The sequence below is a fragment of the Brevibacillus fluminis genome (assembly GCF_052072235.1).
GTDB lineage: Bacteria > Bacillota > Bacilli > Brevibacillales > Brevibacillaceae > Brevibacillus_D > Brevibacillus_D fluminis_A.
In genome coordinates this window covers 2,728,098-2,751,428 of record NZ_CM125436.1, presented here as the reverse complement: position 1 = coordinate 2,751,428, position 23,331 = coordinate 2,728,098, and the positions used below count along the sequence as shown (strand labels likewise).

The following is a 23,331-nucleotide window of genomic DNA, read 5'->3' as shown; positions in this document are numbered from 1 at the left end:
TTTCCAGAGAGGCCGCGTTCTCCTTCCGCCATACCCCGCTTACGGAAATATGGCCCCAAGAAGAACTGTCTCACGTCGCTTGCGCTTGTGTATCCCAAAATACCTCTACCTAACCCTACACTCCAACCATTGATGCTCCTGCCGTTCTCGTCAAACGTCAGGAGTCTTTTTTTCCTTATCGCTTCAACAGGTTGAACATCCGATTTGCTTCAAAAATCGCGCGTTCTTCGTCGATGGTCAACAACTCGCGGTTTCTCATCAAAAATTTGCCCGCTACGACCGTATCGGTCACGTCTCGCCCGTTGCCGGCATAGACGACGTGCGAAATCGGATTGTGTGCCGGATGATAATGCGCCTGATTGGCATCGAGCATGATGAAGTCAGCAGCCTTGCCCACCTCAAGCGAGCCGAGCTGGTCTTTTTGGAACACGCCGTCCGCTCCATTGATCGTTGCCATGCGCAAAGCTGTTTCCGCCGGTACGACGATCGGATCAAACGTCACGCCTTTGTGGAGAATGGCAGCCAGCTTCAGCTCCTCGAACAGGTTCAGGTTGTTGTTGCTCGCTGTGCTGTCGGTTCCGAGCGAGACGCTCACCCCTTTTTCCAGCATTTTCGGCACCGGTGCGACCCCGCTCGCCAGCTTCAGGTTGCTGACGATATTGTGCGATACTTTCACATCATATTTTGCCAAGATGTCGATCTCTTCATCCGTCAGATGAACCGCATGCGCCACCAATGTCGGACGGTTGAAGACGCCGAGGTTTTCCAGGTGGGCAACCGGGCGAACGCCATAATCCTGCACGTTTTGCGCGACTTCCCATTGGGTTTCGGACATGTGGATATGCATCGGCAAGTTCAGTTCTTCGGCTTTCTCCAAAATTTGTTGAATGAATGCAGGCGAGCACGTATACGGCGCGTGCGGCGCCATCATGACGGTGATGCGGCCGTCCGCTTGCTTGTGCCACTCACGCGAGAATGCGACGGAATCCGCCAGCTTTTGCTTGCGCTCCTCGTCCGAACACAGGCCGATCATTCCGCGGCAAAGTGCTGCGCGCTGCCCGGTTTCGACGACAAGCTTGGCCACTTCATCCATATGGTCGTACATGTCGACGAATGTGGTGGTACCGGTGCGAATCATCTCGATGATGGACAGGCTGGAGCCCCATTTCACATGCTCCCCGGTAAACTGGCCTTCGAGCGGCCACATTTTTTCTTCCAGCCATTGCTGCAATGGCGTATCATCCGAATATCCGCGCAAAAGGGACATGCCCAAATGGCCGTGCGTATTCACCAAGCCCGGCATGATGTATTTTCCTTTGGCATCGATGACTTCATCGTAGCCGCCCAGGTCGGCAGGAGTCGGCCCTACATAGGTCAGCTTGCCGTTTTCGTAGGCGATCGCCCCGTCGAAAATGACCTCGTTTTGTTCATTGACCGTCAAAACGGTTCCATGGATGACAATTGTTTTCATAGCTGCAGCTCGCTCCTTCTATGTATTCTCTTTTTTTTCATTCAAATAAAACGCCAGACTTTGCAGACTGGACGTTACATCTGCGTTGTAAATTTTGACATCGCGATCGGTACGAATGCTGACCGGTGCAAAGTTAAGGATACCTTCGATTCCTGCGGCAATCAATTGGTCAGCGACTTTTTGTGCGGCAGGAGCGGGTACCGTAATGATGGCCAAGCGGATATGTCTGCTTGCGATCGTCTCGTTTAATTCCTCCAGCGGCTGGATCGTGATCCCGGCGATCTGTGTGCCAAGCTTGGCCGGATCAGCATCAAAAATCGCGGCGATGCGCATATTATCTTTCAAATACGCGTTGTAATTGCTGATCGCATGCCCCAGATGGCCTGCCCCCACCAAAACAACGGCGATTTCTCGATCCAGCTTCAAAATATGGCGTATTTTTTCCACCAGATAATCGACATCATAGCCGATCCCTTTTTTTCCGAACTCACCAAAAGAGGCGAGATCTTTGCGTATTTGCGCCGGATTCAAATCGAGCACCTTGCCGATATGCTGCGAGGAAACGGTATGAATCTGCATCTGCTGCATGTGGAGCAGATAACGCAAATAAATCGGGAGCCGTTTGACAACCGCTTCTGAGATTTTGGCTTGCTTCATGCCTACTCCCTCGCCCCCTTCCCTTTTTTGTCTCTCTTCACGCGATAATCGTCTCCGCTAGAAAAGATCGTAATGGTCCCGTTTTGGCTTGTCAAATACGTTTCCGTCCATGACTCGTGCAAACGCTCGAGCGTCTCCGCTTCGTCATTTTTTATGTCAGGAAGCGATTTACCCGTTTGGATCACCGCCACCTGCGGATCGACAGCCTGCAAAAACGGCTGAGAGGTACTCTGGTTGCTGCCCTGCTCCCCGACTTTCAAAATTTCGGAGGGCAGATGTGCCTTGTCGCGCATGAGCAGCTGTTCCTCTGCCGCCTGACCGATGCCGCTTGTGAACAGAACATGCATCTTTTTGTGTGTCAACCGGAACACCAGCGAGTTGTCCTGCGGAGCGAGATGCAGATTGTCGGTCGGATTGAGCACGAACAGGGAGATCCCCTGATCCAGCGGCAGCGTATCCCCTGCTGCCAGCAACTGAATCTGCTTCACGTCCCCGAGCGGGACAGCGTGTTTGATCGTATAGGCGGTGAGCTTTGGCAGCAGCACGCTATCGATCTGGATCGCCTTGGCAAGCTCCCCGTAACCTCCCGTATGGTTCGGCAAGTCATTTGTAAGAACCAAATAATCGATTCGGGTAATTTTGCGTGCAGCCAGTTCTTTGACGATCATCGGCGCATCTTTTTCCGACCCCGTATCAATCAGCATGGTTTTGCCGTTGGGCAGTCGGACGAGCGAGCTTTCGCCATCCGGCAGCTGGAAGAAATTGATGATGAGCCCGCGGAATTGCTCTTCGCTCTCACTCGCTTTCGGATCGTCGGTTTTGATGGTTTTTTGCACGTGATGATCAATGCTGCAGCCTGCCGGGACAAGCAGCAGCAACAAGAGCACGGCCATTCGAAAGCCCGTCCTGTTAAACCACGCCATATATTGTATCACCTATTTCCATGCCAGACTATTACTTCATCTTATGTGTTCGGGATGGAATGAATGTCCAAACTTGTCTCGCTAGTTCTCGCCCGCAAGAAACGGCTCGATCCGCTCGCGCAATTGAATCCACGGACCCGCTTCCTTCTGAAAAGGCGGGAGGGACTGCAGGAAGGCACGACCGTATCTCGCCTCGATCACGCGCGGATCAAACAGCACGATAACACCGCGATCGCGATGATGGCGAATCAGCCTGCCGACGCCCTGCTTGAAGCGAATGACTGCGTGCGGCAAATGGAGCGACATGAACGCATTTTTTCCCGCTTCCTTGAGCATTTCGGAACGCGCTTCGAGAATCGGATGATTGGGCGGCACGAACGGGAGGCGGACGATGATCAGGCTACTCAACGCATCGCCGGCAATATCGACCCCTTCCCAAAAGCTGCTCGTCCCCAAAAGCACAGCTCGTTCGCTCTGCTTGAACTTTTTAATCAGCTTGCTGCGATTCGAGCTGTCGATTCCATGCCCAAGCAATGTAAACTGGTTTTCGTCGAGCACTTGCTTGAGTCCATCGTACACGTAGCGCAGCATGGTATACGAGGTGAACAAGATCATCGTGCGGCCCTGTGAGGCCCGAATCACATCGGCGCTCCCCTGGATGACTGCATCCAGATAAAGCGACTCCGTCTCCTTAGTGAAGGGAGGGAAGTCTGATGGAATCAGCACCAGCCCCTGATGTTCATAGTCGAACGGGGACGGCAGCGAGAGCGTGCGCACCCGTTCCGGTGGCAGCTGCGTAAGGCCGTACCGTTCCTTCATGTAATCAAAGCTGTTTTTTACGGTCAGCGTGGCCGAGGTGAGCGTCATGCTGCGCTTGCCGGCGAAAAGCTTTTCGCTAAGCGGCACGGACACGTCGAGCGGTGCGGCTGTGAAATACACATATTTGCGTGACGTACGCGATTCCAGCTCCATCCAGTAGACAAAATCTTTGTCGTCGGCAAGAAACAGCGCGTGGATCAGCTCCGCCGCTTTTTTCAGATCATCCGACAGCCCGCGCGCGTCCGTCAGCAAGCTTTTGACCGCAAAGGGAACTTGCTCCTCGCCCTGGATCATTTGCACCGCGGTTTCTTCAATCAGCTTCGCGTAATCGAGAGTCAGCGCAATGACTTTTTCGGCTGCCGCCAAAATTTTGGCCTGCTTGCCTTGAAACTTGCCTTTTTTGTAACGGACGCTGATCCGCCCGATCTCGTTCATCTCTTTCGCTTGCTTGGCCGCATAGTGATACGCATGCAGCGACCATTCGGCAACGGCTTCGCGCAGGTCGGCCTGCAGACGGTCGAATCGCCGTCCCAGCTCTACCGCGAGCGGACGCTCCTCCTCTTTCCACTGGGAAAATTCGGTCAAAAGCTGTGACAACAGCCGTTCGGGCGCTTCGGTCCCCAATCGATCGAGCAAAAACAGCATCTGCACGGTCGAATAATGAAACCCCATGTGCTGGGTCGCGGCATCTTCCAACTGATGGGCCTCGTCAATGATTCCCACTTGATACGACGGCAAAATCCCGCTTTCGGTTTCAAGGTCGCTTACGAGCAGCGCATGATTGACGATAACGATGTCCGCCTCGCGGGCGCGCTCTTTGGCTTGAAAGTAATAGCAACGGGAAAACCATGGGCATTTGCGGTTCAAACAGGAGTTGGTATCGCTTTTTACCTGCTGCCAAAACAGCTGGCCCGAAGGTGGCAGATGAAGCTCCTCCACATCGCCGGATTCCGTTTGCGTCAGCCACGTCACCATCTGCGCCTTGGCCAGCTGGATTTCATGCGAGTATTCCTGTGCGCCTTCATTGATATTTTGCTCGAATTTGCGCAGGCACAAATAGTTCCCGCGGCCCTTCATCTGGGCGGCGGCAAACGGGAACGGCAGCGCCTTTTGCAGCGCGGGTATTTCCTTTTGAAACAGCTGCTCCTGCAGGGTGATCGTATGGGTGCTGATCAACACTTTTTCCTGGTTTTGCTTGGCCCAGACGATGCTTGGCAGCAAGTACGCCAGCGATTTTCCTGTGCCGGTTCCCGCTTCCACCAGCAGGTGGGCGCCATCCTCCATGGCAGACTGAATCGCCTGAATCATCTCCTGCTGCGCATCGCGACGCTGATATTCTCCCAGCGAGCCTGCCAGCACGTCCTCCCAGTTGTGAGTCATCCCCACTGCTCCGGACGATGGCATGGATGCGAGTGGAAAACGTTTTTTCAGCGCGAACTGGCGGTAAATGTCCCAATTCGGATCGGGAGCGTGCTCATCGGACAGATCGGCCAGCTTTTCCATCTCGACATGCCGCAAAAGGGCGGATATATCGCTGCGGAACGTGTGGACGAGCATTTGCAGGCGCTGGATGACCACGAGCGGCAGATCATCGAGTATTTGCAGCAGATGCATGAACAGCTGTGCCGTCGCCTGTGCATCGCTATCGGCCTGGTGCGGGTTATCGTGTGAAATCTCCAGATCGTCCGCCAGCTCTGTCAAGCGGTAGCTCCCCTGGATCGGAAGCAGCATCCGTGCCAGCTCCACCGTATCGATCACGTTCCCGTCAAACGTATAATAGCCCTGACTCAGCAGGGCTTCTTGCAAAAATTGTAAATCAAAGGAGGCGTTATGCGCGACAAACACGCGCCCCTTCAATAACCGCAACAATCCGGGCAACGCTTCTTCCAGCGTCGGTGCATCGGCGACCATGTCATCCGTGATGCCGGTCAGCGTTGTGATGAACGCAGGAATCGGCTGCTCCGGCTTGACGAACGTCGCATAGCGGTTCGTAATTTGGCCGTGATCGATCGTCACGGCTCCTATTTGAATAATGGCGTCGCCCTGGCGCGGGCTTCCGCCGGTCGTCTCAAAATCGACAATACAAAACTGCTCCAATTCATCACCTTCTACAAAACCAATTCAGTGTATCGTCACATTCGGCATCGGGGCTTGATACTCCTGCTTGCTATTTGCCATGCTGCCTGCTTCCTGCATGTTCCGGACGATCGTAAGGAACAGGCTGGCTTCCGGTATTTCCAAAGCCTGGCCGAAATACGCTTCCGCAATGGGCCATTGCTCTTGAATGGCCGCGAGCCGCCCCAAGTGGTAATTGCCAAGCGCGCGCAAATACGCTTCATTGTGGCTGCGCAATGAGTCGGCGAGCATTTCAGCAAGCGGATAGTCCCCCAGACGTTCGCTCGCAACGATCAGTCCCGCTTTTGCCAGATGATTCGACACATCTTTTGTCAGCATGAACCGAAATGCGCTTGCGGCTCGACTTTCCTCGCCATTAAACAGCAAGAGCCAACCGTAGCTGAACAAATAGTCAAGCTTATGCGGGGCAAGCGAAATCGCTTTTTTCAAGAGCGGCAAGGCTCGTTTTGCCCCATGCAACAGCCATACGTTCCACGCCATTCCATGCCAAGCCACATCATCGGCGGGAAAACGCTCGGTCAAATGACGGTAACAATGGTATGCCCGCTGATTTTGCCCATTCGACTCAAAAAACAGCGCGATCTCATACAAAACGGAAGCATCCAGCTGACGGATCGGCAGCTGCAGACCTGGCGGCGTCTCTTTGATCCACGCGGTTTCCTTTGCCGCGATGCGCTTGGCGGCGTGCAGCCATGCGAGATGTGCCTCCCAGTCGTCCGGTATGCTGCTCAAATACAGATCAAGGATTTCAATCGCTTCTTCCGGCTCGCCGTCGCGCAGATGCGTGAGCGCCATGTTGTACATCGCCTGCGTATTTGCCGGCTGATGCGCCAATGTTTCGCAAAACGCCTGGCGCGCTTCCAGCCACTTCTCCTCTTCAGCCAACATGCAGCCGATTGCATTGCAGCTGATCGCCGCCACATGCTTTGATGCGGCCGTCTTGCCGAGCAGCCTGAATTCACGCATAGCCGCCTCGCGATCATCGCAAAACAACAGGCTGTACGCGTAGTATAATCGCCCCGTCTCCCAGTCAGGCGCCTCCGCTACCAGTTCGCGAAAATACCCGCGCGCATTCTCATACAGGCGCAAATGGAAAAACCCTTCTCCTTTGCGATAGCGAATCATCGCATCTTCATCATCCGAACCGGTCGGCCCGGACTTGGCGCTTTTTTGGGTCTTGGAAAGCCCTGTGGTGTCGGAAGCCTCTTTGCCTGCTGGCGTCATGGTTCCATTATAAGCGGACGGTGACTGTTCCCCAAGCGAAGCCATCAGCTGCTCGGCCGCCAGCTCACCGGTAATATGCTTCATCACATGGGACAATTTTTCCTCATACTGCAGCCACAGGTCGACGACCGAATCGCTCGCGTTGCGCAGCTCCCACAGCTTGGACAGCAGCTCCTGCTTGCGGGTTTCCGATGCCGTCTGCCATTCGTTTTCGATCGCCTTGATGCGCTGTGTCAAGGATTGAAACCACTCATCTATATACATAGGGAAACCACCCCCTCGAGAGCTACATGATACTTTTCATTCTCTCTCAAGCAGGGTGGCTCTATTCATTTCGCGTATTCCGGGCCCGTTTCCCGCTAGGAAATCCGCATGATCAAATTGTCCAGCAACCGCGTTTTGCCGAATGCAACCGCAAGTGCGATGCAAATCCGCTGGCCGGATTCGAGCGTCTCGACCGTTTTCAGCGCCGGATATTCCATCACTTCCACGTAATCGATCGCAGCGAGCGGCTTGGCCTCAATCATGCGGACGATCCCATCACGGATCTTCGCTGCGTTCGTTTCGCCGTTTTCGATCGCTTCCCGCGCGTTCCGCAGGCTTTGCGACAACACGAGCGCCTGGTCCCGCTCTTCTGCCGACAAGTACACGTTGCGCGAACTCATGGCCAGTCCGTCCTGCTCCCGGACGATCGGACACGGCACGATCGTAACAGGTATGGACAAGTCCGACACCATTTGTTCGATGACCGCCAGCTGCTGCGCGTCCTTCTCGCCGAAATAGGCCGCATCCGGGCCAACGATATGGAACAGCTTGCTGACGACGGTCGCCACCCCATCAAAATGTCCAGGGCGCGACCTGCCGCACAATGGCTCCGTAACCTGTGCGACCGAGACGGTGGTCAATAGTTTTTGCGGATACATTTCCTCCACCGATGGCGTAAACAAAACGGAAACGCCCGCCTGTGCCGCGATCTCCTTGTCACGCTGCAAATCACGCGGATAGCGGCTGAAATCTTCATTGGGGCCGAATTGCAGCGGATTGACGAAAATGCTCATGACCACGACATCGCACTCCTGTTTGGCCCGGCTGACCAAGCTGGCATGTCCCGCATGCAAATAGCCCATCGTCGGTACAAACCCGATGCGCTTTCCGGCACGGCGCAAAGGCTGCAAATAGTCGCGCAGCGACTGGATCGTTTCACATTGGACAATGGTTTGATTCATGGCTTGGTCACCTCTCCGTATAGTTGTGCGATGGTCTCTTCGCTTGCATGAAAAACATGTTCATCCGCGGGAAACACTTTTGTCCTCACTTCGTTTACGTACTGGACAACCGCTTGTTCCATCATGCTGCCAATGTTGGCGTATTGCTTGACAAATTTGGGCGAAAGCGAGGATGCGAATTGCAAAATATCATGCAAGACCAGCACCTGGCCGTCACAGCCTGCCCCTGCCCCGATGCCGATCGTCGGCACGTCGATGCGATCGGTCACCATTTGGGCAACCTCCTGCGGCACGCACTCCAGCACAATGGCAAACGCACCGGCATCTGCCAACGCTTGCGCATCGGTCAGCAATTTTTGCGCTTGCTCGCGGTCTTTGCCTTGTACCTTGTATCCGCCCAGTTGATGCACCGATTGCGGCGTCAGACCGATATGCCCCATCACAGGGATGCCTGCCTGTGTCAATCGTTGGACAAGTGAAGCAAGCTCCGCTCCCCCCTCCAGTTTCACCGCTTTTGCCAGCCCTTCCTGCATAAGCCGTCCTGCATTTTTCACCGCGTCATCAAGGCTGCCATGGTAGCTCAAAAACGGCATGTCCACGACAACCAATGCCCGTTTGGCAGCGCGGGTGACCGCCTTGGCATGATGGAGCATGTCCTCCATTGTGACAGGAACGGTCGATTCGTACCCCAGCACCACCATGCCGAGAGAATCCCCTACCAAAATCACATCGACACCTGCCGCATCCACAATCTTCGCTGTCGGATAATCATACGCGGTCAAGACAGCGATCGGCTGCTTCTGCTGTTTCCGTTTTTTCAGCTCTGTTGTGGTGATGGGTTGTGTTTGGGTTTGCAAACGAAAGCACCTCTTTCTCGTCTTGCCCAAAACCGCTCGTACGCGCCAAAACAAAAAGCCTTCCCACCCCTAAAAGGCATGAGAAGGCAGACTGCACCCTGTGTAACAAAAAATTCGAATCGGGAGTCTCTCTGTCTCGGTCCTGATAGGCTCTGAGCAGAACTGTACTAGTATGGTGAAAAAAATGAAAAGAAAACCGAAGCAGAGTGCCGTTCACGTCAGTGATACAGCCTCGCTTGGGTTTGAGTATAGCAGATGGTCCGCAATTGTGCACCAGATTTTCCACCGTGGTCCGCATCGCCTTGCGGGGAATGATCGTCAGGCACGGTAATCGAGATCAGCGGAATAGACCTGATGGCGATGGCCGTTGGCGTCTTCCACCAGCAATGCCCCATCCGGGCCGAGTCCGACCGCACGCCCTTCGATCGCGTTTTGCTGATTGTACACTTTTACGATCCGGCCGAGCGTGTACGAATTGGCTTCCCATTCCTCGCGAATCCGCGCGAATCCGTTCTCCAGATAAAATGCGTACTCCCGTTCAAAGGAGCGGCAGTATGCCTGCACCAATTCCGCGCGCTGAATGGACAAGCCGCTTTCGATGCGCAGCGATGTCGCAATGCTGTGCAGCTCTTCCGGAAAATCGGATAGCAGATGGTTAACATTGACACCCGTCCCGATCACCAGGTAATTGACCCGATTTTCTTCCGCGTTCAATTCCGTCAAAATGCCGCAAATCTTTTTGCCATTTACAAACAGGTCATTCGGCCATTTGATTTGCACCTTGACAGAGGGAACCACCATTTCAATCGCCTTGCTCATCGCGACTGCGGTCAGCAACGTGAGCTGAGGCGCATTGGCGAGCGGCATGTCCGGGCGGATAATTAGACTCATAAAGATGCCTGTCCCTTTTGGCGAGTGCCAAGGGCGTCCCATCCGCCCCTTGCCGCTTTTTTGCTGATCCGCGATGATGATCGTGCCTTCCTCTGCCCCTTTAGCAGCCGCTTCATGTGCCAGCCGCTGCGTCGTTTCGACTGTATCGTACGCGTGAATCTGCCGCCCGATTTTTTTCGTCGTCAGGCCCGATAAAATTTGTTCAGCGGAAATACTATCAGGGACGGTGAGCAGCCGATACCCCGACTTGCGCACCGCCTCGAACTGGTAGCCTTCTTCGCGCAGCTCTTCAATATGTTTCCAGACCGCGGTTCGGCTGCATCCGCAATTGCGGCTTAATTCCTCGCCTGAGATAAATTGGTCAGGATGTTCCCGAAACGCGTTCAGTATTGCCTGTTTGATGTTCATAGCGTTCTACCTCTTTCCGTCCTTCCGCAAGCAGCCATTCCGGAGTATTGGGCTTATGGTGAAGCGCCACCTGCTCAAGCAAATGCTGCAAGGTATGCGCAATCCACGGCCCTGCCGTCTTGTCCGTCGCTGCCAGCAAGTCCTTGCCTGTGACTGCCAGCTCTTTCAACGATTTCACTGGCAAACGCTCGTATGTATCGATCACGCTTTGCGAATGCGAATCGGTCGCTTCCTCTTGCTCCCGCCAAATCGCTTGCAAAAGATGGTTTGCTTCCACACATGTCTCTGGCCCGTATCGCAGCAGCGCATGCTCCCAGCCGATTGATTCAGGCTGATCCCAACGCGGGCGCATTTCCGTGACGATATGCAAAAGAAGCGCGATCTTGTCACGCTCCCGGTTCGACATGCGCAGCAATGCTGCCAGCGACAAGGCAGCTTCATTCGTCGCCCCGGCCGCATACAGCAACAGCGTCCACTTTTCCGCAAGAGACGTCAACTTGCGCAGCCTTTGCATGTAAGGCGCAGCCAGCTTGAACAACCGGTCGAGTTCGGGATAGACGCGCAGCAGCTCAGCACGATTGACGATCGCAACGCCATGCCATGGATAGTCGCTGTCAATCAGCTTGCACAGCTCCACACGCACGCGCTCCGGCGCGATATGACGCAACAGGTCCGCACAGTCAGCCAACGCCTGCTCGGTTTTGCCATCCAGGTCAAACTGAAGCTGGGCTGCAAACCGGGCTGCTCGCAGCAGTCGCAGCGCGTCCTCGGTAAACCGCTCCTGCGCGCTGCCAACCGTCCGGACCAATCGGCTCAACAGATCGGTTTGCCCGCTGAACGGGTCGCTCAGCCTGCCGTGCCGATCCATCGCCATCGCGTTGATCGTGAAATCCCTCCGCGCCAAATCTTCCCTGAGGTCGCTGACAAACCGCACTTCATCCGGGCGTCGGTGATCGCTGTACGCCGCTTCTGCGCGATAGGTCGTCACTTCAAAGATGGCTCCGTCATGCTTCACCGAAACCGTGCCATGCTGCAATCCCGTCGGAATATGATCGGGGAAAATCCGCATAATGTCGCAAGGCTGGGCGTTCGTGCATATATCAATATCATGAACGGGACGCTTGAGCAGCCAATCTCTGACACAGCCGCCGACAAAAAAGGCTTCATAGCCGTTCTCCTCCAGCTGTGCCAGCACGTAGAGTGCCTGTTCCTTCAACATCAGCATTCCACTCCTCTCCATTGCCGTAACACTTGCGTAAAACTACATCAGGAGGGTATCCATTATGACCAGAGCGCTGTTTGGTTTCGTCATTTTCTTATCCAAGATCATGCAAACATTCAAAGCTCGTCATTAATGTTCGCCGAGCAGCTTTTCATAAAGCTCTTCATACTGTGTCGTGATGGTTTCATGGCAAAACGTTTTGCAAGACCGCTCGACACCTGTGCGGGCAAAGCGTTCGTACAATGCTTCGTCCTTTAGCAGCTTCAACGTTTTTTCCGCAAGTCCTTTGACATCGCCAAGCTCGCACAAAAAGCCGGTTTCCCCATCGACAATCACTTCTGGCAGACCGCCCACGTTTGTGGCAACGACCGGCACTCCGCACGCCATCGCTTCCAAGGCGACCAATCCGAAGCTTTCCTTTTCCGAGGGAAGCAGCATGACGTCAGCCATGGACAGCACCTCTGCAACGTCCTCCTGTTTCCCGAGAAAACAAGCCTCATTTTCAAGACCGTATTCTTTTAACATCTGCCGGGCGATTGCGGTATCCGGTCCTTCACCGATCAACAGCAGCCGTGTTGGATGCTCGCGCTGCACGAGGCGGAACACGTCGATCACATCGCGAATCCGTTTGACCGGCCGGAAATTGGAGATGTGCATGAGCAGCTTTTCGCCATTTGGTGCGAACATTTTTTTGACTTCTGCCACATCTTTGCGGACATACCGACGTTTGTCCACAAAATTGTAGATGCGCTCGATCGGTTTATCGACTTGCAGCAGTTGGTACGTCTCATTGATCAAATCTTGCGAGACGGCCGTTACCACATCGCTTTTTTCGATGCCAAAACGGATCAAGTCGCTGAGCGTCGGATCATACCCGAGCACGGTAATATCGGTTCCGTGCAGCGTTGTGACAATCTTCAGCTGATCTCCCACCATCTGTTTGGCCAAATAAGCGCATAACGCATGGGGCACCGCATAATGGACATGAAGAATGTCCAGTTTTTCCGTTTTCGCAACCTGTGCCATCCGATTGGCCAGCGTCAAATCATAGGGCGGGTATTTGAACACGTCGTATTGGTTGACTTCCACCTCATGGTAAAACACATTCGGATGGAACTTGCCCATGCGAAAGGGCATGCTTGACGAGATGAAATGAACCTGATGGCCCCGTTCGGCAAGCAGCTTCCCTAGCTCTGTCGCCACCACCCCTGATCCGCCTAATGACGGGTAACAGGTTATGCCGATTTTCATTGAGTTTTCTCTCCTCTTCACGGCGCTAAAGCCTATGATAGCAATTCCGAAAGAACCACTGGTCCCCCATTGATAAATCCTTCTGCATACGTCACACCGGCCTGCTGTCCGAACAACCGCTCACGATGCTCCACCAGTTCGATATACCCGTTGTTAAGCGGTGTCGGCACGCTGTTCTCTTCCGTCTCAAACTGGCTGCGATATGAACGTAAAATCGCGAGTTTTTGTTCGTACACATCGCTGACATCGACGACAAATTGCGGCGCTGCCGTCGAATTGATCAAGTAGTAATGAAACTTGGCCGGACGGTAGCCTGCCAAATCTTCATTGCCACGGTAGCGATGAATGCCGGCGTTGAAAACCGCCTCTTTCACGATCCGGCTCACACTCTCATGGTCCGGATGGCGGTCCTGTCCATAGGGTGCGAGAACGAGCTTGGGACGAGTCGACCGGATCAGATCGACGATCCACTTGATCGCCTCATCGCGAACCGCTTCTAGCCCCCGATCAGGAAATCCGAAATTGTAGCGTTCAGCTAGCTGAAGCAACCCAGATGCCTGCGCGGCTTCCTGCTGCCGGCGCTCGACCGTGCCGTTGGAGGAAAGCTCTGCAAAAGTAAGATCGAGTATCCCCGTTTTCCATCCTTTTAAAGCGGCCTTGTACAAGCTTGCGCCCGCGCCGATTTCCACATCGTCCGGATGTGCGCCAATCGCTAATATGTCAAGCTGTTTCATCGCTATCGTTACTCCTCGTGGACCAGATTGCGCCACGCGATCTGCCCATTTGCTAATGCCTTGAGCAGCACTTCTGCCGTACCCAAGTTTGTCGCCAACGGAATTTTGTGCACATCACACAGGCGGATCAGGGCATTGATGTCCGGCTCATGCGGTTGTGCCGCCAATGGATCGCGCAGGAAAATGACCATGTCCATTTCGTTTTGCGCCACTTTTCCACCAATTTGCTGATCGCCCCCGAGAGGGCCGGAGAGGAACCGGGTAACTTCCAGCGCTGTGTTTTCCATGATGCGCGTCCCGGTTGTGCCTGTTGCAAACAATTCATGCTGAGCCAAAATCGATTCGTAGGCGGTCGCCAATTGAACCATTTCTTCTTTTTTGCGGTCGTGAGCAATGAGTGCAACTTTCATGTTATCTCTCCCTCTCCCCGATCTTAATCCAACAAGTTCTCCAGTCCGTACACAAGCGTATCCAGGTTCATCGCAGCTTTGATCGCCATGTTGACGCCTGGCATGAACGATTCGCGGTTGATGCTGTCATGGCGGATCGAGAGCGTCTGGCCCGTAGCGCCAAACAACACTTCCTGATGCGCCACCATCCCCGGCAAGCGCACGCTGTGGATGCGGAAGCCATGGTATTCGGCTCCGCGCGCGCCCGGAATGCTTTCTTCTTCCTGCGGATGACCTTGCGCGAGTTCTGCGCGGGATTTGGCAATCAGCTCCGCCGTTTTCAGTGCCGTACCGCTCGGCGCATCCAGCTTGCGGTCATGATGCAGCTCGATAATCTCCACATGCGGCATATATTTGGCAGCCATCGCTGCGAATTTCATACACAGAATCGCCCCAATCGCAAAGTTCGGCGCGATGATTCCGCCCAGCTTCGCTTCGGTATAACGGCGCGTCAAATCTTCCATTTGCTCGGTGGACAGCCCGGTTGTGCCGATAACCGGCCGTACTTTATATTGCAGGGACAGCTCCATATGCTGGAATACGGTTTGCGGCGTGGTGAAATCGACCAGTACGTCGGGTTGATACTTTTGGAACGCTTCCTCGACCGATTGGACGAACATGACGCCAAGCGTACGTCCGCCGATCGCTTCGCCGACGTCTACACCGTGCAATTTCGAATCAACCGCAACCACGAATTCAAGCGTCGGGTCCTGGATCAGCATTTTGACGACTTCCTGCCCCATCCGCCCTTTCGCACCCGCTACAGCAACTTTAATGGTTTTCTCATTCCGCTCCACTGTTTCCATCTCTATCTACTCCTCTATTCTCGTCCAGCGATCTTTATCTCTGGTAGTAAATTTGTGCATAATACGATCAAAGGCTTCCTGCAAATCGATGCCGAGCGAGTTGGCGAAACAAAGGACGATGAAAAACACGTCCCCCAGCTCGTCTTCGACGGTTTTCTGTTCTTCTTCCGCCTTTTTTGGCTTCTCGCCATAATAATGATTAATCTCCCTCGCAAGCTCGCCGACCTCCTCGGTCATGCGCGCCATCATGGCAAGTGGAGAAAAATAACCTTCTTTAAACTGCGATATGTATTTGTCCACTTCATCCTGAATGTCTTGTAAGGTTTTCCGCTCGGTCACACGTAAGCTCCTTCCTTATCCATAAATGATTGCCTCTACCTCATCGTACCGCATGATAAAGGTTTTGCCAAATCTTTCGACTCGGATAGTGTATCATAGATGGACAATGGGAAAAAGCTCCGCTATAATGGCATACGAATTTGGTTATGTATGGGAGGAGGGCCGGTATATGAACATGCGCCTGAAAAGTCTTATCGCCATCGTCATCGGAACCGCGATCATCGGTTTCGGGATCAATGCGTTCAACATTCCCAACGGTCTCGCCGAGGGCGGCGTGACGGGAATCAGCATCATCATCAAAATCTTGTTTCCAACGATTGACCAAGGTATTGTCTATTTCCTCTTAAACATTCCGCTCTTCATCATTGGCTGGAAAGTGTTAAGCCGCACGGAATTAGCTTATACGATCATCGGAACCATTCTCAGCTCGGCGTTCTTCTCGTTGTTTGACTACTTGCTTTCGCCAACGCCAATGAAAGACACGCTGCTTGCTTCTTTATTTGCAGGGGTTATGGTTGGATTGGGCCTGGGTCTCATTTTCCGCTTTGGGGGCACCACCGGCGGCGTCGACATTATCGCCCGGATGTTCCAAAAGTATTTTGGCGTCAGCATGGGACGAACGCTGTTCATCTCTGATATCGTCGTCATCGGGATCTCCCTCGTGTACTTGAGCAAGGAAAGCGCCATGTACACGCTGGTCGCCGTCTTTATCGCAACGCGTGTCATCGATTTCATGCAGGAAGGGCTGAATGCAGGCAAAGCGCTGACGATCATTTCCGAGCATCCGCAAAAAATCGCCAAAGAGATTCTTGGGTTGGGACGCGGCGTCACCATCCTGACAGGCAAAGGCGCTTTTTCCGGTTCTCCAAAAGAAGTGATTTATGTCGTAGTCAGCCGCAATGAAGTCATCCGCTTCAAAAATGTGGTGCAGGAGATCGATCCGCACGCGTTCGTCATCGTCAATGATGTGCACGAAGTGCTGGGCGAAGGCTTCACCTTTGATGAGAATAAGCAACCGCTTCATGACTAATGCGATCATGATATGCAAAAACATCCCTCGCCGCTCCAAAGCGTGAGGGATGTTTTTTGTGTCGTTCCAGGTACCCGGGTATGGCGTCTCTTCTTTCATGAATTCAGACTGATCATCCTACACGCCGGCAGCGTAATATTTGCGCCATGCCACATAGGCGAGTGTGATGGACACCAGCGTACCAATCGAGGCGCTCAGCATGACAAGAGAACGCGTGTCGAGCCAATCGCTGATCGCATGCCGGTCATCCCCTAAAAATGCCGCCGAGATGGACGCATTCAAATCCCGTAGCGTTTCGCGCACGACCTGCCAGTCAACCGTTTCATTCCGCACTTGCTTGATCAGCGCATCGTACGAAGCATTGATTTTTTCCATTTCCGGCTCAGGCAGCTGAACGCTCATGGCCGGCTTGATCGCCAAAAACAGCCGATAATTTTCTGCAAACTGGTCGCGCAGCTCCTCTGCATCCCGCTCCACAGACGCCTGCAGCAGATTTTGCATTTGACTCGTGAATGACGTGTAATAATTGCGCCACATCGCCTGGTTCGGATGCGTCAGGGCGTCGATCGCGACGCGCACCTGTGTCGCATGCCAGAGCAGTTTGTCATCATCGGCTTTCCCTGCGGAAAACACATTGCGCGCGGCCAAGATGGATTGCGTGACGGCATTCAAGCTTTCGATCTTTATCGATACGGGCAGCGTTTGGCTTGGAAAAATGTCTGCGAGGTTTTGAATTTTGATGCGCGCTTGCTCCATGTCCCCTTTTTTGGTCAACGCAAGCAACTCTTCCGCCAATTTATCCACCCGTGAAAATTGCTGCTGCTCGTCTGACTTTTCCATGGAAGACAAGATGGTGTACATGGGCCAGGAAAGCGCTAATCCTGAAACGAGAAGCAGCAAAAGTATCTTTATGTTTTTTCGCAAAAGAAAAAACCTCCTTTCCCATACTACAGCCTATGGAAAGAAGGACAAGATTAGACCTCATTTTGTTGACTTTTTACGTTAATCGTCCAAATGGCAGCGATTGAAATGATACTCAGTGCTACGGTGCATAGCCCGACGATTCCGGAATAAGGATCGAGCACCTCAGGCAAGTACGGATGGAGATCCATAACATAGTCGACGAAATCATTGTTCAGCGTCCAAAGGGAAGCGAAGCCGACGACAAGCCAGCTCAATTTGTAGAAACGGGCATACAGCAAGGATTCGATCGCCATCCCCAAATGCGAGCATACGAGCATGACTTCCTGCCATTGCAGCTCGTCTCCCATCGCCCATCCTGCAAAAATGACGGCCACGGCCCAGATCCCGTACTTGAAGTTGGTGATTCCGGCGAGTGCCTCTAACAAAGGTACATGTCGTCCAATGATGTACGTAAGGATGACCAAAGTAAATAGGCCGCTTCCAGTCGGACTATCTGGCACAAATATCCGAAATATGGCCGGTTCCGTTGCTTCCAATTGAGCTTTATACCAAATAAAGCCGTAAATGGTTCCGCCTAGATTGATGAAAAAGAGAATCCACAGGAACCATGATTTCCCCAACGAATCCGAAAACCACTCCCACATCCATCTCATCTGAATCGTCTCCCATGTTGAAGATATGTATTCTTCTGAAAAAAGGCGAAAAAAAAGACAGGAAAGCAAAAGCTGACCGATTTGATCAGGCCAGCTTTTGCGTAATGAGCCTATTTTAAAGAAGCAAGGTATTCGGCAAGTTTTTTGCGGTCTTCATCGCTACCTTTGAACATACCTGGTGGCATTCCGCCCTTACCATTTTTGATCACTTCTTCAATTTGGGAAGCATTCAGTTGGGCACCGATCTTTTGCAAGTTTGGACCCATCATGCCTTCCATGTTTTGCCCATGGCAGCCCTTACAACTTTGCTGAGCAGTCCACAGTTGATCCGGTTTGAAGCTTGGATCAGCTTTGGCAGCTGGTGCTGCAGCAGAGCCTCCGCCGGAATGGCTGGCAGCCGGAGCGTGCTTGTTGTGCTCATCCATCGCAGCCCATGTCAGGTAGAACAGGCCCACCAGGGAGACCAACATGATTCCTGTCGCAACCGGGCGACGGGAAGGACGGCGTTCCTTGCCTGCATCCAGCCAAGGAGCAAGCAGCAAGCCACCGAAAGAAACGAGTGGAATACCGATGATACCGAGGATGACCCAGTCACCGGAAGCCCACGGATATTTCAAGAGCTGGTACAGAAACAGGAAGTACCAGTCAGGCAACGGAACGAACGACGTATCGTTCGGATTCGCCTTATCCGTCAGCGGCGATGGATGGGATACGGTCAAGATCAGGTACGCGACCAGACCAACCGCAGCAACCATCCACTCTTTCAGCAGGAAGTTCGGCATGAATGGTTCCGATTTTCCCGGAAAATCCGCATAGGATGGAGAAATGTTTGGGATGCGCTTCGCTCTCACACGTGAGTCTCCAACGAAGGTAGCATCTTTATCGACTTTTGCCATGCTATTTCCTCCTTATTGTCGAAGACACATTATAGCGGTCCGGAAATACCTTGTACCCGGATCATCACGAAGTGCGCGCCCAGCAAACCAAGCAAAGCGCCTGGCAGGAAGAAGACGTGAATCGCAAAGAAGCGAGCCAGCGTTTGCGCACCTACGATATCGCCGCCGGTGAGTAACACTTTAAGATAAGGACCAATCAGCGGAACCGTGTCAGCGATTTGCAGACCTACTTTGGTTGCAAAATACGCTGTGTTGTCCCAAGGCAAGAGATAGCCTGTGAAACCAAGGCCCAACATGATGAAGAAAATCAGCATACCGACAACCCAGTTCATTTCACGCGGACGTTTGAACGAGCCGGTGAAGAACACGCGCAGCGTATGTAAGAACATCATAACAATGACCAAGCTCGCTCCCCAGTGATGCATGCCGCGCACGATTACACCGAAAGCAACCTCGTTTTGAAGATATTTTACCGATTCATAAGCATTGATAATGTCTGGAACATAATACATGGTCAAGAACATACCAGACAGGATTTGGATTACTGTGATGAAGAACGTCAAGCCGCCAAAGCAGTATACAAACGCGGAGAAATGGTGCGCCGGGTTCACGTGCTCTGGTACTTCATGGTCAGCAATATCACGCCACATCGGGGTAATATTGAGCCGTTCATCCACCCAGTCATAAACTTTCTGGATCATGTTAGCCGTTCACCCCCGGTCGAGGATTTGGAATGATTTTACCTAAATAGAGCTTGCCGTCTTTCACTTCCGTCTCGTATTCGTCAAGCGATTTGAGAGGCGGGGTGTTCAAAATGTGTTCGCCTTTCACGGAGTAACGACCCATATGGCATGGGCAGAAATACTCGTTTGGGTGCTCCGGGCTCGTATTCCAGTCTACGGTACAGCCCAAATGCTTACAGATCGGCGAGAGAGCCAGAATTTGACCCTTTTCATCCTTGGTGACCCAAGCCGTCAATGTTGTTTCGGTTTCATACCAACCGTCCTTGGTGTGAACCTTGAACTCAACACGCTTCGGATCTGCTCCGAATTCATCAGGGCTTCCGACTGCCACTTTATCTCCACCAGCTGAATGCTTCAGCACTGGGTCGATCGCAAAGCGGATCATTGGCGTAATCATGCCAGCAGCAAGAAAGCCGCCCGTTCCCATGAGAGCATAGTTCAAGAACGTGCGTCTCGAAATTTCGCGTTTTCCACTTCCACTCATCCTATTTTCCCTCCTATCCTGTAAAGTTACGCAACGAAGGATTCCACATACACAAGCAAAATTCATATACTAGGTCAGTTCCAATAATAGCTAACGCCCTAGTCGTATGTCAAGAATATCGGGGGACAACACCCCTTCATATGTATGGCTTAGATTAATTTTGTTGAGAAATTGTCAAAATTACCCTCACCATATACTGCTAGTTGGATTGATTTCTTTTGTAGTATGACCCAAAACCGGAAACGCTATCGATTTCCCTGCCAATTTTTTAAGATTGTTTGGCATAATACATCCACCGTGATGTCAAAACGCACGCTCGATTCAAGGTCTTCGTCGCCCACCGTCAAAATCTCTACTTTCGCTTCCGCATCGGTCGCTTCCGGCAGCAGTGAATGCCCGGTGAACCGCAGGATAAAATAGTAGCGAAACGAGCCTGGCACTTTCCACACGCCGCCCTTTTCCCCCGTTTGGTACGCAAGCGGATACAAGAGCACGCGGCCTTTCAGGCGCTGCTCGACCGCCACCGCCAGCTTCATCAAATACCCCATGCGTTTGACATGCTCCGGTATGTCCACATTCTCGTCGTAATAATAAGAAGGGAGCAGCGCGGTGTCCACATATGGCCGCAACTCCTCCCACTTTTCTACATCATCCCATATCCATTGCATCAGGCTCTCCTCATTTCATGAAAATCTGCAGTTAGATTATCATGAATCGGAGTGGCAAGCAATCATCCGGAAACAGATTGTTCATATGCGAGAATCGTGCGCAGTTCGTTGGTGAGGGTAAGAAAATGCTCCCGATTCCGTTTCTCCAGAGCCAGATCGATTTCATCGTAGAGCGATCTCTTGCGGAACTGTCTGACCTGCTCGTCGATAATCATTTCCGATAACAATCCTGACACCAAATTACTTCTCAGGTAATGCGAGCTTTCCATTGCCATCCCTCATTTCAACAAAATAATCGTTTCGGTAAAGCCGTTATATGTCTGTAACCAAGTTAGTGACGATTCTGTGCTTGCATACACCCATTCCTCATCCGCGCGCTGCCCCACCTTCAACAGGCCGAGGTGAACCATCATCTTAAGCACGCGCTGCACGAGAATGGCTTCTGGCTCATCGTAGTAAAACGGTTTGAGCCATGGCAGCAAGATTTGTTTGAAGCTCTCCTGCGACACCCACTTCCCGCCTGACATCCACGGAATGAGCTGGATGAGCATCGGCAAGTTCGGCACCGCCCGCTTGTACACCCGCTGCCAGAAGCGGATGACATCATCATAGAGCGTGGGCGACGGCGGCTGGCTTAGCAGCGCTGCCCCTTGTTCCGTAAGTTGTACCGTCCCGGCTTCTTCCTTGATCCAGCGGTGATAGTAGCAAAAGTCATAGAGCAGGGAAAAACGATCGGGATACTGGTCGAAATGGAGCCCATAGCCAAAGCGCCATTTTTGCGGCGCCAACGGCTCCTCCTTGACGGAAAGAAACGACAGGAGCTGCGTCTGATAACGCTTGTACATCCCCCCGTCACCCGTCAGCGGAACAGGCTCTTTGCCGAGAAACGACAGAAACCGGTAGCAATCATCGACCAGCGCATGGCCTTCATCGCGATACGCCGGCACTTCCGTCTCCTCTTCCGGCTGCGTCAGCTTCCATCTTGAAATCCACTCACGGATGTACGGCTCACGAATGTCTGCAGGCACCTGATACTGGCCGATCGGTTTGTTTTTCGCCGGAAAAATCCACCCGCGCCGTAAAGCATTCGCGATCAGCTTGCGTCCCTGCTCCTGTTTTTTCTCCTTCAGCTGATGGAGGACAACTCCCGTTTTCGCCATCAAGTCTTCCAGCGAAACGACCATGCGTTTGTCAAAAAAGAGCAGGAAGAGAAAATGCGCCTCATCTGGAGTCAGTCGTTCCACCTCATCGGCGACCGTTTGTTTGCGCCGAAGGTTTTGAAGCAGCGAGGTGATCAATTCATTTTTGGAATGAGGGTTGCACTCGCAGCCGTAATGTGCGGCCATCTGATGGAGCTGTCTGATATCCGTAAAGACCAATATCTCAGCCAAGTTCATCGCAAATCCCTTCCCTCCATTTCGGATATACTCCCATTCTTGCCAGTTTTATACATCCTAAACAAAAAGAGAGCATGCATCCCGCAAGATGCACGCTCTCTATACTTGTTCCTCTTCCTCTGCCGCGTTCCAGGAATCGAACAACTGCTGATATTGTTTCGCCTCTTCATAGCGACCCGCTTGCGTCAAGAGGGCGATCAACCGCTTGACATGGTCCAGATCAAAGCCCGACAGCTCGACATACTGCTTTAACGCTTCGATCGCCGCTTCCGTTTTGCCAGCGGACAAATAAATGTCGCTTAACAGCGGATACGCCGTCACGTACTCTTCATCGAGCGCAAGCAGCTGCTCCACATGCTGGCGCGCTTCCTCCAGCCGGCCGATATGAAACGACATCAGTCCAGCGCCATACAGCGCTTCTGCCGTCGGATCGAACGCGACCGCCTGCACGTACGCTTCATACGCCTGCTCAAACTGGCCCATTTGCGCCAACGTTCTTCCATGGAACAACAGCGAAGCTGCGTTCGGCTCATCAAGCTGCTGCAAATATTGCCCCGCCAAACTGAATTGTCCGGCGCGTATGTACATTTCGCTCAACGCTGCTTTGATTTCCTGGTTATCCGGATCTTTGGACAATGCCGTCTCCAAGTGTTTGGCAGCGACTTCATCCAGATCCTGCATCGCATACAAGTCGGCGAGCAGCAAGTACAGCTCGACCCCGTCGTAGCCTGCCTCGCGCAGCGGGAACAGCATATCTTCAGCCAGTTCAAAATTGCCTTCATCCAACGCGATCTCTGCCTGCATCAGCGAAAATTCCGCTCTCATCTCGGCATTCAGTTTCGGCTGCTCCAGCATATCCGCAATCAGATCGCTCGCTTCCTGCAAATGACCCAGCTGGTACCACACATCAGCCAGATACAGCATGACCTCAGGTATCTCCTTGCCATGCTCCTGTACTTTTTGCAGGACTTGAATCCCCAGCTCGATCTCGTCGCTCTCGATCTTTTTTACTGCCTCGTCAATGACTTGCAACCATTTTTTCGGCATTTGTCTTTCACCTCCATCAATTCGCCTTTGCAACATCTTCGCTGCTGGCGGAAAAGACCGTCAGTCGACGGTCTTT

General features: G+C 52.9%; 24 protein-coding genes. 1 reads left to right on the top strand and 23 read right to left on the bottom strand.

Annotated features, from left to right (window positions below; translation table 11 throughout):
• Window positions 1-175: 175 nt before the first annotated feature.
• The 14 genes from ACTID9_RS13695 to ACTID9_RS13630 form a co-directional block, all read right to left on the bottom strand.
• Entirely contained in the window at window positions 176-1,471 is a 1,296-nt protein-coding gene (locus ACTID9_RS13695) for an amidohydrolase (RefSeq protein WP_441071994.1), read from the bottom strand.
• An 18-nt stretch (window positions 1,472-1,489) separates the two neighbouring features.
• Window positions 1,490-2,128, bottom strand: a complete 639-nt coding sequence (locus tag ACTID9_RS13690; protein ID WP_441071993.1) for a redox-sensing transcriptional repressor Rex — start codon at window positions 2,126-2,128, stop codon at window positions 1,490-1,492.
• 2 nt (window positions 2,129-2,130) lie between these two features.
• Window positions 2,131-3,051, bottom strand: a complete 921-nt coding sequence (locus tag ACTID9_RS13685; protein ID WP_441071991.1) for a ComEC/Rec2 family competence protein — start codon at window positions 3,049-3,051, stop codon at window positions 2,131-2,133.
• Between the two features lie 81 nt (window positions 3,052-3,132).
• Entirely contained in the window at window positions 3,133-5,967 is a 2,835-nt protein-coding gene (gene dinG, locus ACTID9_RS13680; protein ID WP_441071989.1) for an ATP-dependent DNA helicase DinG, read from the bottom strand.
• A gap of 24 nt (window positions 5,968-5,991) precedes the next feature.
• Window positions 5,992-7,494, bottom strand: a complete 1,503-nt coding sequence (locus ACTID9_RS13675; RefSeq protein ID WP_441071987.1) for a tetratricopeptide repeat protein — start codon at window positions 7,492-7,494, stop codon at window positions 5,992-5,994.
• A gap of 95 nt (window positions 7,495-7,589) precedes the next feature.
• Window positions 7,590-8,456 (bottom strand): pantoate--beta-alanine ligase, encoded by an 867-nt coding sequence (gene panC / locus ACTID9_RS13670; RefSeq protein ID WP_441071985.1) that lies wholly within the window; start codon window positions 8,454-8,456, stop codon window positions 7,590-7,592.
• Window positions 8,453-9,313: a 3-methyl-2-oxobutanoate hydroxymethyltransferase gene (gene panB, locus ACTID9_RS13665; RefSeq protein ID WP_441071984.1), complete on the bottom strand. Its 861-nt coding sequence runs from the start codon at window positions 9,311-9,313 to the stop codon at window positions 8,453-8,455. Before panB ends, panC begins: the two co-directional genes overlap by 4 nt.
• A 318-nt stretch (window positions 9,314-9,631) precedes the next feature.
• On the bottom strand, window positions 9,632-10,612 hold the full coding sequence (locus ACTID9_RS13660) for a biotin--[acetyl-CoA-carboxylase] ligase (protein ID WP_441071982.1): 981 nt from the start codon (window positions 10,610-10,612) through the stop codon (window positions 9,632-9,634).
• Entirely contained in the window at window positions 10,566-11,837 is a 1,272-nt protein-coding gene (locus tag ACTID9_RS13655; RefSeq protein ID WP_441071980.1) for a CCA tRNA nucleotidyltransferase, read from the bottom strand. Before ACTID9_RS13655 ends, ACTID9_RS13660 begins: the two co-directional genes overlap by 47 nt.
• Before the next feature lie 126 nt (window positions 11,838-11,963).
• Window positions 11,964-13,085, bottom strand: a complete 1,122-nt coding sequence (gene bshA, locus ACTID9_RS13650; protein ID WP_441071978.1) for an N-acetyl-alpha-D-glucosaminyl L-malate synthase BshA — start codon at window positions 13,083-13,085, stop codon at window positions 11,964-11,966.
• 32 nt (window positions 13,086-13,117) lie between these two features.
• Complete coding sequence (gene bshB1, locus ACTID9_RS13645) at window positions 13,118-13,819, bottom strand: bacillithiol biosynthesis deacetylase BshB1 (protein WP_441071976.1); 702 nt, start codon at window positions 13,817-13,819, stop codon at window positions 13,118-13,120.
• Between the two features lie 8 nt (window positions 13,820-13,827).
• Complete coding sequence (gene mgsA, locus ACTID9_RS13640; protein WP_441071974.1) at window positions 13,828-14,229, bottom strand: methylglyoxal synthase; 402 nt, start codon at window positions 14,227-14,229, stop codon at window positions 13,828-13,830.
• 23 nt (window positions 14,230-14,252) lie between these two features.
• Window positions 14,253-15,074, bottom strand: a complete 822-nt coding sequence (dapB, locus tag ACTID9_RS13635) for a 4-hydroxy-tetrahydrodipicolinate reductase (RefSeq protein WP_441071972.1) — start codon at window positions 15,072-15,074, stop codon at window positions 14,253-14,255.
• A gap of 6 nt (window positions 15,075-15,080) precedes the next feature.
• Complete coding sequence (locus tag ACTID9_RS13630) at window positions 15,081-15,413, bottom strand: nucleotide pyrophosphohydrolase (protein WP_441071970.1); 333 nt, start codon at window positions 15,411-15,413, stop codon at window positions 15,081-15,083.
• 169 nt (window positions 15,414-15,582) lie between these two features.
• On the opposite strand from ACTID9_RS13630, the gene ACTID9_RS13625 reads away from it, so the two are divergent.
• Window positions 15,583-16,443 carry a YitT family protein gene (locus tag ACTID9_RS13625; protein ID WP_441071968.1) on the top strand — a complete coding sequence of 287 codons (861 nt, stop codon included), beginning with the start codon at window positions 15,583-15,585 and terminating at the stop codon, window positions 16,441-16,443.
• 117 nt (window positions 16,444-16,560) lie between these two features.
• Here the strand turns inward: ACTID9_RS13625 and ACTID9_RS13620 are convergent, their stop codons facing one another.
• The 9 genes from ACTID9_RS13620 to ACTID9_RS13580 all read right to left on the bottom strand — a co-directional run bounded on the left by ACTID9_RS13620 (window position 16,561) and on the right by ACTID9_RS13580 (window position 23,255).
• Complete coding sequence (locus ACTID9_RS13620; protein ID WP_441071966.1) at window positions 16,561-17,367, bottom strand: sporulation protein YpjB; 807 nt, start codon at window positions 17,365-17,367, stop codon at window positions 16,561-16,563.
• A gap of 50 nt (window positions 17,368-17,417) precedes the next feature.
• The gene (locus ACTID9_RS13615; RefSeq protein WP_441071964.1) at window positions 17,418-18,020 is read right to left on the bottom strand and encodes a DUF1405 domain-containing protein; all 603 of its coding nucleotides are present in this window, start codon (window positions 18,018-18,020) and stop codon (window positions 17,418-17,420) included.
• 110 nt (window positions 18,021-18,130) lie between these two features.
• Window positions 18,131-18,916, bottom strand: coding sequence for a c-type cytochrome (locus ACTID9_RS13610; protein ID WP_441071962.1), 786 nt, complete (start codon window positions 18,914-18,916; stop codon window positions 18,131-18,133).
• Between the two features lie 29 nt (window positions 18,917-18,945).
• Complete coding sequence (gene qcrB, locus ACTID9_RS13605; RefSeq protein WP_122920738.1) at window positions 18,946-19,617, bottom strand: menaquinol-cytochrome c reductase cytochrome b subunit; 672 nt, start codon at window positions 19,615-19,617, stop codon at window positions 18,946-18,948.
• Between the two features lies 1 nt (window position 19,618).
• A complete protein-coding gene (locus ACTID9_RS13600; RefSeq protein WP_441071960.1) occupies window positions 19,619-20,143 on the bottom strand; it encodes a ubiquinol-cytochrome c reductase iron-sulfur subunit in 525 nt (174 codons plus the stop codon).
• Between the two features lie 245 nt (window positions 20,144-20,388).
• Complete coding sequence (locus tag ACTID9_RS13595; protein ID WP_441071958.1) at window positions 20,389-20,811, bottom strand: DUF2487 family protein; 423 nt, start codon at window positions 20,809-20,811, stop codon at window positions 20,389-20,391.
• A gap of 62 nt (window positions 20,812-20,873) precedes the next feature.
• Window positions 20,874-21,047 carry an IDEAL domain-containing protein gene (locus tag ACTID9_RS13590; protein ID WP_342772415.1) on the bottom strand — a complete coding sequence of 58 codons (174 nt, stop codon included), beginning with the start codon at window positions 21,045-21,047 and terminating at the stop codon, window positions 20,874-20,876.
• A gap of 42 nt (window positions 21,048-21,089) precedes the next feature.
• Entirely contained in the window at window positions 21,090-22,208 is a 1,119-nt protein-coding gene (locus ACTID9_RS13585; RefSeq protein ID WP_441071955.1) for a hypothetical protein, read from the bottom strand.
• A 99-nt stretch (window positions 22,209-22,307) separates the two neighbouring features.
• Window positions 22,308-23,255: a tetratricopeptide repeat protein gene (locus ACTID9_RS13580; protein WP_441071954.1), complete on the bottom strand. Its 948-nt coding sequence runs from the start codon at window positions 23,253-23,255 to the stop codon at window positions 22,308-22,310.
• Between the last annotated feature and the right edge of the window lie 76 nt (window positions 23,256-23,331).

Excerpts from the sequence above, each read along its gene's own strand:
- ACTID9_RS13675 (WP_441071987.1), bottom strand. The coding sequence starts at position 7,494 with ATGTATATAGATGAGTGGTTTCAATCCTTGACACAGCGCATCAAGGCG.
- ACTID9_RS13695 (WP_441071994.1), bottom strand. The coding sequence starts at position 1,471 with ATGAAAACAATTGTCATCCATGGAACCGTTTTGACGGTCAATGAACAA.
- ACTID9_RS13595 (WP_441071958.1), bottom strand. The coding sequence starts at position 20,811 with ATGCAATGGATATGGGATGATGTAGAAAAGTGGGAGGAGTTGCGGCCA.
- ACTID9_RS13625 (WP_441071968.1), top strand. The coding sequence starts at position 15,583 with ATGAACATGCGCCTGAAAAGTCTTATCGCCATCGTCATCGGAACCGCG.
- ACTID9_RS13600 (WP_441071960.1), bottom strand. The coding sequence starts at position 20,143 with ATGAGTGGAAGTGGAAAACGCGAAATTTCGAGACGCACGTTCTTGAAC.
- ACTID9_RS13610 (WP_441071962.1), bottom strand. The coding sequence starts at position 18,916 with ATGGCAAAAGTCGATAAAGATGCTACCTTCGTTGGAGACTCACGTGTG.
- mgsA (WP_441071974.1), bottom strand. The coding sequence starts at position 14,229 with ATGAAAGTTGCACTCATTGCTCACGACCGCAAAAAAGAAGAAATGGTT.
- panC (WP_441071985.1), bottom strand. The coding sequence starts at position 8,456 with ATGAATCAAACCATTGTCCAATGTGAAACGATCCAGTCGCTGCGCGAC.
- ACTID9_RS13615 (WP_441071964.1), bottom strand. The coding sequence starts at position 18,020 with ATGAGATGGATGTGGGAGTGGTTTTCGGATTCGTTGGGGAAATCATGG.
- ACTID9_RS13660 (WP_441071982.1), bottom strand. The coding sequence starts at position 10,612 with ATGAACATCAAACAGGCAATACTGAACGCGTTTCGGGAACATCCTGAC.
- ACTID9_RS13655 (WP_441071980.1), bottom strand. The coding sequence starts at position 11,837 with ATGCTGATGTTGAAGGAACAGGCACTCTACGTGCTGGCACAGCTGGAG.
- bshA (WP_441071978.1), bottom strand. The coding sequence starts at position 13,085 with ATGAAAATCGGCATAACCTGTTACCCGTCATTAGGCGGATCAGGGGTG.
- ACTID9_RS13685 (WP_441071991.1), bottom strand. The coding sequence starts at position 3,051 with ATGGCGTGGTTTAACAGGACGGGCTTTCGAATGGCCGTGCTCTTGTTG.
- ACTID9_RS13690 (WP_441071993.1), bottom strand. The coding sequence starts at position 2,128 with ATGAAGCAAGCCAAAATCTCAGAAGCGGTTGTCAAACGGCTCCCGATT.
- bshB1 (WP_441071976.1), bottom strand. The coding sequence starts at position 13,819 with ATGAAACAGCTTGACATATTAGCGATTGGCGCACATCCGGACGATGTG.
- ACTID9_RS13580 (WP_441071954.1), bottom strand. The coding sequence starts at position 23,255 with ATGCCGAAAAAATGGTTGCAAGTCATTGACGAGGCAGTAAAAAAGATC.
- ACTID9_RS13585 (WP_441071955.1), bottom strand. The coding sequence starts at position 22,208 with ATGAACTTGGCTGAGATATTGGTCTTTACGGATATCAGACAGCTCCAT.
- qcrB (WP_122920738.1), bottom strand. The coding sequence starts at position 19,617 with ATGATCCAGAAAGTTTATGACTGGGTGGATGAACGGCTCAATATTACC.
- dapB (WP_441071972.1), bottom strand. The coding sequence starts at position 15,074 with ATGGAAACAGTGGAGCGGAATGAGAAAACCATTAAAGTTGCTGTAGCG.